We start from the raw sequence: 16,974 nt of genomic DNA, 5'->3' as shown, positions 1-16,974 counted from the left end.
ACAATTACCAGCCAGCCGCAAAGCCTTCGGATTTTTTCTGAAGGCTTTGTTTTTTTTGGGCGGAACAGATAAACGGGTCAGCACTAAGATAATGGGCGCCCTCTTTGCGGAGCAGAGAGGGCCGACGCCCCGTTCATACGGGGCCGTCGGGGTGAGTCAACTTGCCATGCGGTAGGAAGCGGTATCGACTTCTAAACCTTCATCGATAAAATAATGCCATTACTTAACGCCGATTTAATACCCAACCGCTATTTTTACATCAAAAAAATGAGCAACCGCAGGCAATTCATCGGCACCGGATTAACCGCTTTGGCGGGCCTTACCTTGTTACCCGCCGTTGATAGCTTTGCCATCCCGGGCAACCGGTATAAAAGCGCTGCGAAGGCAAAGCCAAGGTTACGGTTCGCGCTGGCATCTGATATACATTACGGCCAGCAGGGTACGCCTTACGCCGAAAACACCGCCAACCTCATCAAATGGCTCAATGCCGACCATGCCAAAAACCACCTGGATATGATAATAGTGAATGGCGATTTGGTGCACAACCGGCCGGATCTGCTCCCCGAGATAAAGAACAAATACCTGGATAAGTTGGATGTACCCTATCACACCATCCCCGGCAACCACGATTTTGCCGATACGGTCATCTGGAAAAATGCATTCAGCTACGAGGATAAATACACCGTTGAGCATGGCGATATAGCCTTTATTCTGGCTAATACGGCCGATACCAAAGGCAGATACGTTTGCCCCGACAATACGTTTATCAAAGCCTCGCTGGATAAATTCGCAACGAAAAAAATCATTTTCGTGGTGCTGCACATCCCGCCGGTAAAATGGGTTAAGGACGAGGGCTTTTTGGATTGCCCCGAGACCATTGAACTGCTGCACAGTTATCCTAACGTAAAGGCTGCCTTCCACGGGCACGACCATGCGCTTGATGGCGTTAGGTACACCGGCAATAAGTTCCCGCATTTTTTCGATTCGCATATCGGCGGCGACTGGGGTACCGATTATAAAGGTTATCGCATAGTGGAGATTGACGACAACTACCAAATTTTCACTTACCAGGTAAATGCCAGCCAAAACCCGGTTTTAAACAGTAATAAGCTGTAGCCTTTCTTAATTAATAAGGAAAACAAGTTTCTGTTTATTTAAATTTTAATAACAGCATTCCTCATTGTTGTTGCAAAAATTGTAACTTCCCACCGGAAACACTGCCCCGGTGTAAACAACCATTCCTCGATGGAAGAAATTGATGCCCTTAAAGCACAACTTGCCCTATCCTTACAACGCGAAAAAGATTTAGAAGAGCGCTTGCAGCATATCTCGCAGCAATCGGAGCAAAGCATCGCCAGGCTAAACATGGTGATGGAATCGGTGCATGTAGGTACCTGGGAATACAACCCGCTTACCGGCTATTTAAGCTGGTCTGACCAATGCCGCAGGATATACGGAGCCCCTGCCGATACCGAAATTACCTTTGCCGTTTTTGCCGAACACATTTTCCCCGATGACCGCGATTTTGTAAACCGCGACATACAAAAGGCCATGGACCCCGCCGGTGCAGGTGCCTATGATATCGTTTTCAGGATAGTGCGTTTCGATAACGGCGAAAGCAGGTGGATACGCTCGCAGGGTAAGGTGTATTTTAAGGGAGGCGAAGCAGTTTTCTTTATTGGTACCGTGATGGATATTACCGGCGCTAAACTTGCTCAGGAGAAGAGCGCGAGGTTGGTAGCGATAATTGAATCATCCGACGATGTTATCATCAGTAAAACCCTGGAGGGCATCATCACCAGCTGGAATCCTTCGGCAACGCGTACTTTTGGCTACACCGAAGACGAAATGATAGGGCAGCACATCCTGAAGCTCATCCCCGAAGACAGGCAGGAAGAGGAGGCTTTGATACTGAGCCGGCTTAGCAGGGGCGAGCGTGTAGAGCATTTTGAAACCAAACGCGTAACCAAAACCGGTGAACTGCTGGATATCTCGCTAACCATATCGCCCATCCTCGATGATGAGGGGAATATCATTGGCCTCTCAAAAATAGCCCGCAATATCACCGAGAAGAAGCAGGAGGAGATGCGTAAGAACGATTTTATTGCCATGGTAAGCCATGAGCTTAAAACGCCGCTAACATCCATGATGAGTTACGTGCAGGTGCTGCTGGCCAATGCCAAAAAAAACGGCGATGCATTTACCATTAATGCGCTTACCCGCGCAAACGTACAGGCCCGTAAAATGACGGTGATGATACAGGATTTCCTAAGCCTTGCCCGACTGGAAGATGGCAAGATATCCATGAACATGGAGGCGTTTGAGCTGCACCCGGTAATAGAAGAAACCGCCAACGATGCGCAGTACCTGTCATCGAACCATAAAGTGGTGCTGAAAAATTGTGAAGACGTTCAGCTTTTTGCCGATAGGGATAAGATAGGGCAGGTACTAATGAACCTGCTGAGCAATGCCATCAAATATTCGCCGAAGGGCGGCACCATCACCATAGGTTGCGAAAAGCTGCCGGGCAAGGTAAAGATATACGTAAAAGACGAAGGCGTTGGCATCAACCCCGCCGACCAGGAGCGTTTGTTCGAACGGTTCTATCGCTCGAAAAACGAACGTACAAAAACCGTGTCGGGTTTCGGTATAGGCTTGTATTTGGTATCAGAAATACTGCGTTACCACGACAGCAAAATCGAAGTAGAAAGCGAAGAGGGTGTTGGTTCGGTATTCTTCTTCAGCTTAGATATGCACTAATTTTGACAGCTATTCTGTCCAGGTTTTGTTTTGTGGAAATTCATAAAAATGCCGAAAAATCGTACTGCCCAGGCGCAATCAACATGCCGCTTTTCGCCCTTTTTACTTGCTTAAATTTCTAAAAAAAACGTAAAATAAACCGTGTTTTTCCGTGTTTTTCTTAATTTCTCGTGCCGTTTTAAGCTTTTTCTTGCAAAATGCAAAAACTGCCTTATTTGCATGGAAACAGCCTTTTTAGCTAAAAGCACGTTTTTCGGCCGCAAAAAAATTTCCAGCTTTTTCCAATAAATCGTGCAGTTTTAGCTATGGATTTCCAGGAATTTCCAGGTTGGTTTTTTGGTGGAAAAGGCAGTAGGCAAGGAGCTGTTATTCAACCCCCAGCCGTCCAATAAAAGCTTCATCGCGCAGTAATTTATCAATGGCGTGCTCCAGTTCATTTATCAGTTTATCCGTGTTCTGGAATAAAATAGGAAAGTGCTCCATTTTATTTAAGCGGTCCAAAAAGTCGTGCCGACTGTCTGAATCTGCTCTTCTCTGATTTTTTGGCAAATCGATATCTTTCTGGAAGATGCATATCCTTGGCATTGCATTATCGCCAAACAAGCTATGAGCAAGCTCAAATTCCTCTAAAGAATATTTACCTACTTTAGAGTAAAACAACATTGCAAATACATCACATTGTTCTATTTCTAGATTATAGTTATTTTGGGAACGGGTTGAGGTGCCGATATGCTTACCATCTTCCCATATCAATAGTTCAATATCAAAGCCGTCTTCTCTCCATAATTTATTTTTTCGGCCGAGTGCCTGCTCTATCTCTTTTCGTTCCTCAACAAGTTCGTTTGATGAAGCAAGGAATATATTTAATCTCTTGGTTTCGCTGGATTTTTTCCTTGTCACATTTTCTTTTAATTGAGGCGTGTGCATCCCTTTAACTCTCTCAAGTACAAAGGTGTTTTCAAGCAACTCCATCATATTTACGGACTCTACCGACTTTTCGCAATCAACATCATCTTTTCCTTTTTCTATCCGCTTATTAAGCATCTCGAAGTCAAAATAACCTTGTTTGTTTTTTCCCATTTTACAGCCCTCGCATGTGCATGGTACCTTCTCCTTGTATTTTATGCCTTTATAATCAGCATGCAATTCCCGAAAGGTTTTAAGGATAATAGTCATCATTCCTTTGCGGTTATTCCCTTGGGAACGTATATGAAAGGCATCACGCCCCTCTAATTTTATTTTGGAAACCTCTGCAAGCGCTTCGCTTTCCCATTTTAAGATTACGCCATGCCGCCAAACCAACGTGCGTTCCTCTGCTATATCCGCATGGCGCGTTATTATAAATTGAGTTAATAGAGCCTTAGGTAAAAACTCGTATTCGATATAAAGTTCCAATGATTCTTCATTTGGCCAGGAAAAATGGTTTGGCCGGGTCGTCGGTAAAAGAGGAGGGGTTACAAACTCTTCCTTACCCGGTAATTGGTAGGCCAGCTTAAATTGCATCATTAACTCCAACAATTCAGGACGCATATCCAAGTATTCGTCGGCACGCCATATGCGTTCTAAATCTTGTAGGTTGAAGAATCCGCATTGTTTTGTTGCAACAACGCTATCATCTAAAATTTTGTATACTGCTTCTGTCGCCCATTCATTTTTAAGGATGATAATCCTTTTTAAAAGGTCACTTTTTTGATAGTGCAGGCAATCGCCCACTTTATGTAAAATGGAACTCAAGACAAGGGCGCTTTCCCTTTCCGGCAGATTATTATTTTTACATATATCCAGATACTCTTTTAACGTAATGTATTGTTCATCTCTTCGCTCATTCAATACTCTGCGAATGGCAGTCCAGTTAGCCGGGAAAGGTGATTTAGAATGCGGAAGGGTTTGAGCAAGTAACTGGATATAGTCCTCAGCCAACGCAAAGTTCTGTTTTGTTTCCAAATCAACCGTAAAAACCTCTTTCAACAACCTTGGGAATTGTTTTTTCCAATATGTGTCATCAAAGCTCCCCATGCCAATGCCAGTCTTGAACTCATTCAATACTAATATTAGCGGGCTGCCCTCACCAAATAGCTCTGCGGTTTGAAACCAATCATCGAAATCGGTAGTCATATTGCCACTTTCCGCGACCATTACGTACAGGCTGCTTTCGGTGTAAAAAAGTTGATGAAGCGTTTTGTATTTATCATGCCCGGCAAAGTCCCATATATTTATTTTGAAATTCTTTCCATTAACTAAAGGAAAACCATAAGCACCAATTACAATATCAACACCTTGTGTGCGGTCGGCTTCTTTCGGCAGTTCCTTGCCTATTAAACGATTGGCAAATGATGTTTTACCAGCACGAGCATCTCCAAGTAGTATCAACTTAGCTTCGTTTAATGGTTCTTCTCCACTTTTTTTAAGTTGATTGAAATATTCGCGTATAGCGCTATCGCCTTGCTCAACAATATCGTAAGGTGGTGTGATAATAGGGTTATTGCCTATACTAACGCCACTAGCATGATATTTTATTTCCTTGCAAATGGGCTGCCCTAATTCCAATAAAAACTTCGGTATTTCAGTAAGTTTATTATTTTGTAATCTTAAAGAAATTAGGTTTGTAAGAATCTGTAAGCCTTTAATTTCTTTTAGCTCATTGTGGAGTAAACTAAGAATAGTTAACTTCGTGAGCTTTTCCAGTCCTTTTATTTCTGTAATTTTATTGAAACCCAAGTCAAGTTCGGTCAATTGTGTAAGTTCTTCCAGTCCTTTTATTTCTGTAATACCATTAATCCCTAAGTCAAGGAATGTTAATTTCCTGAGTTTTTCCAAACCCTTTATCTCTTTTAGGTCGTTGTCGCTTAAGTCAAGGCGTGTTAATTGCCTGAGTTTTTCCAAACCTTTTATTTCTTTAATTTTGTTATCATCTAAAGAAAGTTGAGTTAACTTCGTGAGTTTTTCTAAATTTTTTATTTCTGTTAGTTTATTGTAACTTAAGTGAAGTTGTGTTAACCCTGTTATTTTTTCTAACTCCTTTATTTCTGTAATTTCATTATTATCTAAATCGAGTTCAGTCAAATTTGCGAGGGTTTCTAAACCTTTTATTTCTTTTATATTATTATTATATAACCCAAGGTAGTCTAATCGTGTGAGTGTCTCTAAACCTTTTATTTCTGCAATTAGATTATGACTTAGACTAAGGAAAATTAGTTTGGTTAGTGTTCCTAAACCTGTTATTTCTTCAATTGTATTATTGGTTAAAGTAAGGGAGGTTAATTTAGTGAGTCTTTCTAAGCCTTTTATTTCGACAAGTTGGTTATAGCCGAGATTAAGGTAGGTTAACTCAGTGAGTGTTTCTAAGCCTTTTATTTCGACAAGTTGATTACTACCGAGGTTTAGATAATTTAGTTTTTTCAGGTTTTCTAACCCATTTATTTCAAAAAGTTTATTGTCATTCAGCTGAAGTATACACAATTCAGTGAGATTGTCTAAACCTTTCACCTTCGTAAGTTGATTTTGATTGAGGTTAAGTGCTATAAGTTGGGTGAGTTTAGAAATTTCTTCAGGAATTTCTAAGAGTTCTAAGCCGGCCAAATCGAGCTCAACAGCATTGCTTATTTTCGCTTCCTCTATTTTTGTTAAAGCTTCAGTTAAAGACATAGGAAAATTTGATAAGTTAGGTTTGTTAAAATTATTTAATACACGATGAGAGTTACAAAAAAGAAAATTCGAATCACGCCCTTATAAAGTTTATAATAATACTGAAAAATATGAACTTATTTCCTAGGGCTTGAATTTTGCTGACTGGGTGATAAAAGACATTGCTGAGCATAATAGGATTTAGGGCAGGTGATGGTTAACCTATCGCCTTTCCCTCAACATGTCAAGAAGTAATTCCCCCCCCATTAAAAAAGTGAAAGGCTGTCGGGCGGGCGCCCGATTCAGCCTTTCGATATATTACCATTTATTACTGAGGAGAGACATTTTAATTACCCTACAAAAACCGCACATTAAGCCCGGTTTTGCTAAGTTCCACAACGGTCCAAATCATTCTTTTTTGCTGTTATAGCTTTTGAAGTATCGATTGAAAATGATAGTTGCCGGATGCTACTTCATAAACCGCCAGCCCGTTTTCATACCGGATGAATTTTACCCCACTGGTCGCAACAACAGGTTGCCCACCTTCTTTAACACTTTGCGCACTTGCTGCCGGTAAGTAAATTGTGGCCCCTGTATTTGGGGGGATTGTCACTTTTAACGAAAATTGGTTGGTCTGCCGCTCCCAGCTGGTATAAACCATACCGCTCACGGTTTGGTAGCTTCCCTTAACCCAGGTAAGGTTACCCACAACCGCAGGCTTTATGATTATCTTTCTAAAGCCGGCGCCGCTTTCGTCAACGCCTATTCCCGCCAGGCCTTCAAAAAACCATTGGCTTATCTCGCCCGACATAAAATGGTTTTGCGACCCAAAGCTCCCCACGCCCGCATCCCATTTCTCGGTTAGTGCCGTAGCGCCCATTTTTAGCTGGTAACCATAACCGGGCCGGTCCGATTGGTTATTCATATCATAGATCACATCGGAGCTACCTTTGTCAGACAATGCTCCTAGCAAGTACCGGTAACCAACCTCGCCCGAATTAAATGAATTACCCTGTTTACGGATATCTGCAACCAGGTTTTTGATCAGTGCGTTTCTGTATTCAGGGTCGGCAATATCAAGATACAGCGGCATCGCATACGTGGTATTTGAACCTGTTGCGTAGCTATTAGTTGCTGCTTTAAAATAGGCTTTATTAAAAGCCATCCTGATGGCCTCCGCCTTTCTGGCATAGGTTTCTGCATCCTCCTTAAAGCCTAAAAGGGCAGCCATTTTCGCCATGATCTGGTTATCATAAAAATAAATGGCGGTTGCCGTAAAACTCTCGGGGGTTAGCTGCGAGCCCCATGCCGGTTTAGGCCCAATATCGTACCAATCGCCAAGGCCGGTTTGCAATATATGGTCTTTTGCAGTCGACTCCAGGAAAGCCACGTAGCGTTTCATGTTTGGAAAATAAGTGCGCATTAACGATATATCGCCCGAAAAAAGATACTGTTGCCAGGGGACGATGATAAACGAACTTCCCCATTCGGGGGAGTTTCGGAAGGCGTTGTTTGGATCGGCACTGGCGTGGAAAAATTCCGGTGCAATATTAGGTACAAGGCCACTGCTCAACTGGCTGTCGTTCATATCGTTCATCACCTTACGGAAGAGCGGTGCCATATCAAAATTGTAACGTAAGGCGGGGCCATTCAGATGGCATTCTTCCAGCCATCCTTGTTTTTCGCGGTGCGGGCAATCGGTCATAATGCTCATCATATTGCTTCGCTGCGCCCACCTTACCAGTGCATATATGCGGTTGAACAAATCGTTGGAGCAAGAGAAATTACCGATAGGTGTTGCGGAGGAATGTACTACCTCACCTTGTAGTGTCTCCATAACGGGTAGTGCATTATCGCCCGGGGCGGGATGCAATTCTACTTGTAAATAACGGCCTCCCTGGTAAAAAAACTTGGGGAACCATTTTTCGGGTTTATCAGATGCCAAAGTGTATTGCCACCAGGCCGGGCGAACACCGTCCTGCGTAACCGAACTGCGGTCAACGGTGCCATCGGGTGCCAGCAGTTCTGATGGGATAACGCGCACGAATGCGCCTTTAGCCCCCTTTACCGTAATTTTAGGCATAACGGAGGCATTCTGCCCCAGATCGTACACCCAAAGGTTGGGCCTCAGCTTTATTACTTTTACCGGGCTAAGGCTTTCTATCACTTTCACCGGCGGTGCCGCACAGGATAAGCCTTTTAATGCGCCACCGGGCGAGGGGCAAATAATAGCGTTGGCCCAGCCTGCGACTTTTTTAAAATTGGCGGTGTTCCAACCGGCGGGTTCTAAACGGGCATCGTAATCTTCGCCACCAAAAAGGTTTGAATAGGTTACCGGCCCAGGCGATACTTTCCAGGACTTATCTGTTCCGATAACCTGTACCGATCCGTCGGCGTACTCTAATTTTAGGGTGGCTATTACTTTTAATGGCCCGTAGGAGCTCAGGAATTTCACATACCGCACAGAATCGGGCGTGATGTTGTACATGCCGTTGCTCAGCATAATACCGATTGCGTTTGTGCCATTTTTTAACTGGCTGGTGATATCGTAAGTATCGTAAAGCACCGTTTTGCGATAATCAGACCATCCGGGCGAAAGTATCTGATCGCCCACCTTTTTGCCGTTAACGCTTAGTTCGTACTGGCCAAGTCCGCTGATATTAATAACCGCGCGGGTTAGGGCCGGTTTTACCGGGAACGACTTACGCAGCAACATCGACGAAAAATTGAGATCCGTACGCGCCGGTTTATTAGCGCGGTATTCTGGCAGGTCGCGTTTTAAGTTAAAATCAGTTTTTGCCGATTTGTATTCATGCGCATACTTTTCTGCACCTGCGGCCGATATCCAGTTGGCGTTCCATTCCTTATCAGTCAAAATTCCCATTACCCAAAATGCGGCTGCGCTCCAGTTGGATGCCTGGCCTTTTTCATCCCAGATACGTACTTTCCACCAATACTTTCGTCCCGATACCAGCGGCTTCCCCGAATAAGTTATTTGGGTCATTTGGTCGGATGCAATTTTGCCCGTGTTCCAAACGTCGCCTTTATCTGCTTTAAGGTTTTTTTCAGATTCGGCTACCAACAACTGATAAGCTGTTTGGCGCATTCCCCTTGCCCGGGGTGATGAGGATTTAATTATCCAGCTTAAAGCGGGTGTTTGAATATCTACACCTAAGGGATTTGCATAATGCTCACAGCTTAACGCATCGGGTATATACCTTTTTTGCTGTGCTGCAGCAGTTTGCGTTAAAGCAGCGATACACACAAAAAGTATAAATTTGAAAGCCGTTTTTGTCCTCATGGTATGCCGGGTTTGGTAACTTATATGATATTATCGCTGCTCAAAATTGTTTTTAAAAAGTGAAAGGCTGTCGGGCGGGCGCCCGATTCAGCCTTTCGATATATTACCATTTATTACTGAGGAGGGACATTTTAAGCCTTTACCAGAACCTCACATAAAGTGCGGTTAACAATAGTAAGGTTACAATGATAAGCGCAAGCGTGCTCTTGTCCACTTTGAACATGCTCTTATCAATTTCAAAAGCTTTAGGGTTAATTTTAGGCCCTGCAAAGCTTAAAGCCACCATCACGATAATGGTGAACAAAAACGACAACCCCATACAAATGAGGAACGGAATTTCCCAGGTGCCGTTTGCCCTCGGGAAAGCAGTGTACAAGAAGGTTTCGTGCCCGAACCAGGCCGGTGCATAGTTATTGAACACTACCGACATGACAAAGCTGGTGAGGATACCTGCAATAGCCGCTGCGCCAGTGGTACGTTTCCAGAAGAAACCTAAAATGAATACGGCAAATATACCCGGGCTGATAAAGCCTGTATATTTTTGGATAAAGGTAAAGCCTCCCTCGCCGCTGATACCCAAAAGATCTTTCCAGGTAAGGGCGATAGAAAGCACCATGGCACCCAAAATAACCCAGCGGCCAACATTTACCATTTTGTGTTCGCTGGCCTCTTTATCTATGTGTTTTTTGTAGATATCCAGCGTAAATATGGTAGAGATACTGTTTGCTTTACCCGCAAGCGATGCCACAATAGCAGCTGTAAGCGCAGCTACCGAAAGCCCTTTTAAGCCGGTTGGCAAAAAGCCAAGCACAGCAGAATAAGCATTGTCGGAATTGAATTTACCGCCCGACAGCATCTCCTGTTGCAAGCCGCCGTTTTTGTGAAGAACGTAGGCAGCTATACCCGGCAGTACCACGATGATAGGCATTGCCAGTTTCATTAAACCGGCAAACAGGATACCTGTACGCGCGGTTTTCAAGTCGGCACCAAGGGCGCGCTGGGTAATGTATTGGTTACAGCCCCAATAGTTAAGGTTCACTATCCATTGGCCTGCAAAATACATGGCAATGCCCGGCAGGGTAAGGTATTTATCAATATCGGCCTGCGGTGCACCTGGTTTTGGCTTGGCCAAAATCATTTTAAAGTGCTCCGGCGCATCTTTAAGCATGGCATTAAAACCTGCAATGGCATCTTTGCCGTAACCGAATTTTTCGCTCACTAATGTTAGCGCAATATAGGTAGTGGCTAAGCCGCCAATAACCAATACCAGTACTTGTATTACATCTGTAAAGCCAATAACCTTCATACCACCCAGGGTGATAAACAAAGCAAACACAGCCAGCGCAATAATGATGATGTGCATACTGTTTACATCGCCGCCAATAAGGTTATTCAGCGCCAGCGCACCAAGGTAAAGGATGGAGGTTAAGTTAACGAATACATACATAAACAGCCAGATAATGGCCATAATAAAGCTCATGGATTCGTTATACCGCTTATGCAGGAACTGCGGCATGGTGAATATCTTATTTTTAAGATACACCGGCACAAACCATACAGCAACAATAATAAGTGCGATAGCAGCTACCCATTCGTAGGCGGCCACAGCCAAACCTACGGCGAAGCCCGTACCGCTGGCCCCGATAAACTGCTCGGCAGAAATATTGGATGCGATGAGCGAGGCCCCGATGGCCCACCAGGTAAGCGATCCTTCGGCAAGGAAGAAATCCTTACTGTCTGATACGCCTTTTATTTTTTTGCGGCTGTAAACCCAGTAACCATAGCTGGATACTATGATGAAATAGACAACGAAAATGACGTAATCTATAGTAGTAAACTTGTTCATAATTTGGTTTTATTAATTGGTTTTGTAAACAGGCAGCCTGTTCCCATTCAGCTGCCTGTCTTGATAATTATTTGTAAGCTATCTCGTTCCAGCGTAATTCGTTGCGGAAATTCGCTATGGTTGTATCCTTGCCTATCCGCATAAACTCTATGCCTGCCATATCTGCAAAATCCTGCAATAGTTCGGCACTTAAGTTTTGGCTATAAGCGGTATGGTGCGCACCGCCGCCGTATATCCAGGCTGCGCAGCCGGTTTTCATATCGGGCAGGGGTTTCCAAAGCACGCGGGCCACGGGCAGTTTGGGCAGGTCATGCTCCGGCTCCACGGCCACAACTTCATTTATCAACAAACGGAAACGGTTGCCCATATCTATCAGCGATGCGTTTAGTGCGTTGCCGCCGGCCACGTTGAATACCAAACGGGCAGGATCAGCTTTGCCGCCAATGCCAAGTGGATGTACCTCTAATGCAGGTTTACCGCTGGCTAAGGACGAATCGATCTCCAGCATGTGCGAGCCTAAAACAAGCTCGTTGCTTGGGTCGAAGTGATAGGTGTAATCTTCCATAAAGGCGTTGCCACCTGCAAGGCCGCTGCCCATTACTTTGAATGCGCGTACCAGGGCGGCAGTTTTCCAGTCGCCCTCGCCTGCAAAGCCGTAACCTGCTTCCATCAAACGCTGCGAGGCTATACCCGGCAGCTGCACCATGCCGTGCAAATCTTCGAAGGTATCGCTAAAGCCTTTGAAGCCGCCATCCTGCAAGAATTTCTTTAATCCCAGTTCTATTTTGGCCGCCTCGTAAACCGATGAGTAACCCGCGCCGCCTTTTACAAGCGATGCATCCATGGTGTACAGGCTTTCGTATTCATCTGTAAGTGCAGTTACCTCTGCTTCGCTGATGCTATCGATTACAGCAACTAAATCGCCTATACCGTAGGTGTTTACCGAGAACCCGAATTTAGTTTCGGCTTCTACCTTATCACCATCGGTTACGGCCACAAAACGCATGTTATCGCCAAAGCGGGCAAATTTTGCGCCCTGCCAATCGTTCCAGCCTGCTGCGGCGCGTGCCCAGCCGTTTATCTCGTCTAGTACGCCGGTATCCTGCCAGTGGCCTACTACCACCTTACGGTTTTTGCGCAGGCGCGATACCATAAAGCCAAACTCGCGGTCGCCGTGGGCGCTTTGGTTCAGGTTCATGAAATCCATATCGATGCTGCTCCAGGGGATATCGCGGTTGTATTGAGTGTGCAGGTGCAGCATGGGTTTCTGCAATATATTCAAGCCACGTATCCACATCTTGGCTGGCGAAAAAGTATGCATCCAGGTGATGATACCGATACAGTTTGGCGCAACGTTGGCTTCCTGTAAGGTTTGGTATATCTCATCGGTGCTTTTTACCACGGGCTTGTACACTACGCGTACGGGAATCTGCCCTGCGCTGTCAAGTCCTGCGGCTATATGTTTAGAATGCTCTGCAACCTGCCTTAAGGTTTCTTCGCCGTATAAGTTTTGGCTGCCGGTAATAAACCAAACTTCAAATGTTTTTAGATCGATCATTGTTACTTTGATATGGGATTTTAGATATGGGATATGAGGTTTTCTTAATTTGTTGATGATAACCTTAGCAATGCCGCGCCGTGCAGGTTGATGGCTTGCTGGTACTTTTTCTTGAATTGGCCCTGATCCTGTTTCTTCCACAGGTCGCGTACCTTTACTTTGCCTTTGAGGCCCAGCGCGGTAAAATCTACCGCTACGCTTTTATTTACATCGCCAATGTTGAACAGTGCAACGTACAAATCTTTGCTGCCCTGCACGTGCGAGTACCAAACCATTGCGCCGTCTTTTTTATAAAGCTGTTTCGGGTTTTCGCCTTGTTGGTTGGCGCCCAATACCTCGGCATTGGTAAATAGCTTCAGTTCCAAATCGCGGTTCTCGGGCATGTTGCCGCCAATCATCAGGGGCGAGCGGTAAATGCTCCAGAAGGTCATGTGGGTGTACTGCTCGTCTTCGGTAAAGCGGCTGTAACGTTCATTGCCCACTGGGCCGCGTTTTGATAGTTTGCCTATCTGTATCATGTCTGCATCGGGCCAGTGGCCGGGGCCGCCAACGCCTTCCCAGCTTTTGGCGTAATCGAACATATGGAGTATCTCTTTCCAGTTATCCCAAAAATCGTCGGCCATGCGCCACATGTTGGCGTATTGGGTAGCATGGGCCGCCTGGGCAACCGGCGTTTCGCCCGGCGAAAGGCTCAGCACTATGGGCCTGCCGCAATTATCTATGGCTTTTTTATAACCTTCAACCTCGGCATTGCTGTATGGGCGCGAAAGGTCATCCACCTTAATAAAATCTACGCCCCAGCTTGCGTATAGTTCCAGTATAGAGTTGAGGTATTCCTGTGCGCCGGTTTTTTTCATGTCGAGGCCGTACATGTGGTTCATCCATGGGCATTTGGAATTGGTATCGGCCACCATATCTGCGGTGATGCCATTGGTGCCTTTTACTGGCGATTTGCTCCACACCGCCTGCCGTGGTATGCCACGCATTACATGTATGCCGAATTTGAGGCCCTTGCTGTGCACGTAATCCGACAGTGATTTAAATCCTTTGCCATCCAGTGCCGAAGGGAATTTATTAGGCTGAGGCAACAAACGGCCCCATTTATCCATGGTGAGCCAGGGTACATACGAGCCATCCCATAGGCGCATCTGGAAAGGGTTGCCTATGTTGCTGCCTGGAGGGTTATCGTAGCTCCAAAGAAAATCTACCACAATGTACTCCCAGCCCAAGCCCTTCAGTTTATCGGCCATGTAGTCGGTATTTGCTTTTACCTCATCTTCGTGCACAGCCGAGCCGAAGCAGTTGTAACTGTTCCAGCCCATAGGCGGCGTGGCGGCGACTTTAACTTGTGCCGATGCGCCAAAGCAAAAGGCAAGGCAGGTAATAAGTAAAACAATGGAGCGAAGTTTCATGCTATTTAATAACCCGGTATTTTGTTTAATCTCAAATCTCATATCTCACCTCTCAAATCTAGCTCTGTCCGTAATACGAATCCGGCCCGTGCTTGCGCTCGTAATGTTTTTTTACAAGGGCATCCTTAAGGCGTGGCGCGTTGGGGTTTATCTGCTCGGTAAGGTAAGCCATGTGGGCAACGGTTTCTAAAACCGCGCTGTTGTAAACGGCTTTATCGGCAGTTTTGCCCCAGGTAAAGGGGGCGTGGTTACCCACCAGTACCATTTCTACTTCTTCGTAGTCCAAATCCTGACTTTCAAAATGATTGATGATTTGGAAGCCTGTTTCATATTCGTAATTGCCCTGTATCATTTCGTCGCTCATGGGCGGCGCGCAGGGGATATCGCAGGTAAGGTGATCGGCATGGGTGGTACCGAAGATGGGTATGGCACGTTGCGATTGCGCCCAGGCCGTGCCAAAGGTGGAATGCGTATGCACTATGCCGCCAATTTTTGGCCATTTTTTATACAAAACCGCGTGCGTTTGCGTATCCGACGATGGGCGATGGCTGCCCTCTACGGTCTTTCCATCAAAATCTACAATCACCATCATGTCGGGCGTAAGCTCGTCATAAGGCACGCCGCTTGGTTTTATGGCAAAAACGCCCAACTCGCGGTCGGCCGCACTTACGTTGCCAAAGGTGAACAGCACCAGGCCAAGCTTAGGCAGCTGCATATTGGCCTCGTAAGCCTTTTGTTTAATGTGTTGGTACTGACTCATGCTTAGGCGTTCTGAAGTTCGGCAGTGTTTTTAAGCGCGGTTTGCTTCGCGATATCTTTGCCCAGCGCCTGGTATTGGCGGTAACGTTTCTCGTAAACATCGCGCAGTTGGGTATTGGGTTCGTAGCTTACATCGAAGCCCCGGCCCATGGCCTGCATGGCGGCTTCCACATCGGGGTAAATACCCGCTACCACAGCCGCAAACATGGCCGCGCCCAGCGCACAGGTGTGTTTAAATTGGTGGATGCGGATAGGCATACCTAAAATATCGGCCATCATCTGCATTACAAATGGCGACTTTTTAGCCACCCCGCCGATACCAATGATACCCTTTACCGGGATACCCTCGCTAATGAAACGTTCTACGATGCTTTTGGCACCAAAGCAGGTAGCCTCGGCCAGCGCACGGAAAACACGTGGGGCGTCGCTGCCTAAATTCAAGCCGCTGATGGCTCCCTTCAATGCCTGGTTGGCATCGGGGGTGCGGCGGCCGTTGAACCAGTCTACCGCCAATTCGTTATATTCTTCTATCGGCAACAAGGCTGCCTGTTTGCTCAATTCAGGTATAATGAGTTCTGCTAATTCTTCTTTAAGCGCTTCTGCGGTAGCAGCATCCAACAAGGGTGATTGCGACAGCAGGTTATTGATTGGCCACGAGATAAGGTTTTTGAACCATGCATAGGTATCGCCAAAGGCAGATTGACCTGCCTCTAAACCGGCCATGCCTGGTATAACCGAGCCGTTTACCTGCCCGCAGATGCCTTTTACCAATTTGCCGTCGATCTCGGCACAGGGGGCAACCAAAATATCGCAGGTAGAAGTACCCATTACCTTACTGAGGAAGTAGGGCTCTATTTGCCCGCCAACAGCACCCATATGCGCATCGAAAGCGCCGGTGCCTACAACTACATCGGTACTGAGGCCAAGGCGTTCGGCCCATTCGGCACTCAGGTTGCCTGCGGCTACATCGGCAGTGTAAGTATCTGTATAAAGTTTATCGGTAATGCCTGTCAGTAACGGATCAAGCGAGCTGAAGAAGCTATCGGGCGGCAAACCGTCGAATTCTTCGGCCCAAAGGGCTTTATGTCCGGCAGAGCAACGGCCACGTTTAATGGCCTTAACATCGGTACCGCCGGTAAGCAGGAAGGGCACCCAGTCGCAATGCTCTACCCAGGAGTGCAGAGCAGCGGCAACAGCACTATCTACACGTACTACATGCAGCAATTTGGCCCAAAACCATTCAGACGAGTAGATACCGCCAACATATTTAAGGTAGTTAGGTTCGAATTTTTCGGCATGTGCATTTATCTCATCGGCTTCGGCAATGCCGGTATGGTCTTTCCATAGAACGAACATGGCGTTGGGATTCTCGGCAAACTCCGGGCTCAGTGCCAGCGGACTGCCTGTTGCATCAACCGCAACAGGGGTAGAACCGGTGGTATCTACCGATATGCCTTTGATAGCTTTGGCTATAGCCTGGCCGCCTGCCTGTTCAATACAATCTTTAATGGTGGTTTCCAGGCCCTCTATATAATCTAAAGGGTGCTGCCTGAACTGATTTTCTGATGGCACGCAGTATTTACCATCGCGCCAGCGGGGGTAGTTGAATACAGAAGAAGCAATCTCTTGCCCGTTGGAGGCGTCAACGATTACCGAGCGAACGGAATCCGACCCATAGTCGACACCGATCACGTACTGATCTTGGCTCATATAT

At 46.0% G+C, this 16,974-nt stretch carries 9 protein-coding genes; 2 read left to right on the top strand and 7 right to left on the bottom strand.

The genetic code is table 11. The features are described 5' to 3' along the window. Positions 1-213 precede the first annotated feature (213 nt). Positions 214-1,116 carry a metallophosphoesterase family protein gene (locus AC1DYT_RS20445; RefSeq protein WP_477471375.1) on the top strand — a complete coding sequence of 301 codons (903 nt, stop codon included), beginning with the start codon at positions 214-216 and terminating at the stop codon, positions 1,114-1,116. 129 nt (positions 1,117-1,245) lie between these two features. Beyond that, entirely contained in the window at positions 1,246-2,760 is a 1,515-nt protein-coding gene (locus AC1DYT_RS20440; protein ID WP_477471374.1) for a PAS domain S-box protein, read from the top strand. Between the two features lie 366 nt (positions 2,761-3,126). On the opposite strand, the gene AC1DYT_RS20435 is transcribed toward AC1DYT_RS20440, so the two are convergent. From AC1DYT_RS20435 to AC1DYT_RS20405, 7 genes are all read right to left on the bottom strand, one after another. Continuing rightward, entirely contained in the window at positions 3,127-6,405 is a 3,279-nt protein-coding gene (locus tag AC1DYT_RS20435; protein ID WP_477471373.1) for a leucine-rich repeat domain-containing protein, read from the bottom strand. A gap of 403 nt (positions 6,406-6,808) precedes the next feature. Continuing rightward, positions 6,809-9,685: a family 78 glycoside hydrolase catalytic domain gene (locus tag AC1DYT_RS20430; protein WP_477471372.1), complete on the bottom strand. Its 2,877-nt coding sequence runs from the start codon at positions 9,683-9,685 to the stop codon at positions 6,809-6,811. Between the two features lie 139 nt (positions 9,686-9,824). Continuing rightward, positions 9,825-11,531 (bottom strand): sodium:solute symporter family transporter, encoded by a 1,707-nt coding sequence (locus AC1DYT_RS20425; protein ID WP_477460056.1) that lies wholly within the window; start codon positions 11,529-11,531, stop codon positions 9,825-9,827. Between the two features lie 67 nt (positions 11,532-11,598). Continuing rightward, complete coding sequence (gene araA, locus AC1DYT_RS20420; protein ID WP_477471371.1) at positions 11,599-13,089, bottom strand: L-arabinose isomerase; 1,491 nt, start codon at positions 13,087-13,089, stop codon at positions 11,599-11,601. Positions 13,090-13,133: 44 nt separating this feature from the next. After that, complete coding sequence (locus tag AC1DYT_RS20415; protein WP_477471370.1) at positions 13,134-14,501, bottom strand: glycoside hydrolase family 27 protein; 1,368 nt, start codon at positions 14,499-14,501, stop codon at positions 13,134-13,136. 58 nt (positions 14,502-14,559) lie between these two features. After that, positions 14,560-15,261 carry an L-ribulose-5-phosphate 4-epimerase gene (locus AC1DYT_RS20410; RefSeq protein ID WP_477471369.1) on the bottom strand — a complete coding sequence of 234 codons (702 nt, stop codon included), beginning with the start codon at positions 15,259-15,261 and terminating at the stop codon, positions 14,560-14,562. Positions 15,262-15,263: 2 nt separating this feature from the next. Next, positions 15,264-16,970 carry a ribulokinase gene (locus tag AC1DYT_RS20405; protein WP_477471368.1) on the bottom strand — a complete coding sequence of 569 codons (1,707 nt, stop codon included), beginning with the start codon at positions 16,968-16,970 and terminating at the stop codon, positions 15,264-15,266. Positions 16,971-16,974: the final 4 nt, after the last annotated feature.

This window comes from Mucilaginibacter sp. P1_D10, from assembly GCF_056406215.1.
This window is presented reverse-complemented; position numbering and strand designations above follow the sequence as displayed.

Coding starts and splice junctions, on each gene's coding strand:
- AC1DYT_RS20445 (WP_477471375.1), top strand. CDS start 214: ATGCCATTACTTAACGCCGATTTAATACCCAACCGCTATTTTTACATC.
- AC1DYT_RS20440 (WP_477471374.1), top strand. CDS start 1,246: ATGGAAGAAATTGATGCCCTTAAAGCACAACTTGCCCTATCCTTACAA.
- AC1DYT_RS20435 (WP_477471373.1), bottom strand. CDS start 6,405: ATGTCTTTAACTGAAGCTTTAACAAAAATAGAGGAAGCGAAAATAAGC.
- AC1DYT_RS20430 (WP_477471372.1), bottom strand. CDS start 9,685: ATGAGGACAAAAACGGCTTTCAAATTTATACTTTTTGTGTGTATCGCT.
- AC1DYT_RS20425 (WP_477460056.1), bottom strand. CDS start 11,531: ATGAACAAGTTTACTACTATAGATTACGTCATTTTCGTTGTCTATTTC.
- araA (WP_477471371.1), bottom strand. CDS start 13,089: ATGATCGATCTAAAAACATTTGAAGTTTGGTTTATTACCGGCAGCCAA.
- AC1DYT_RS20415 (WP_477471370.1), bottom strand. CDS start 14,501: ATGAAACTTCGCTCCATTGTTTTACTTATTACCTGCCTTGCCTTTTGC.
- AC1DYT_RS20410 (WP_477471369.1), bottom strand. CDS start 15,261: ATGAGTCAGTACCAACACATTAAACAAAAGGCTTACGAGGCCAATATG.
- AC1DYT_RS20405 (WP_477471368.1), bottom strand. CDS start 16,970: ATGAGCCAAGATCAGTACGTGATCGGTGTCGACTATGGGTCGGATTCC.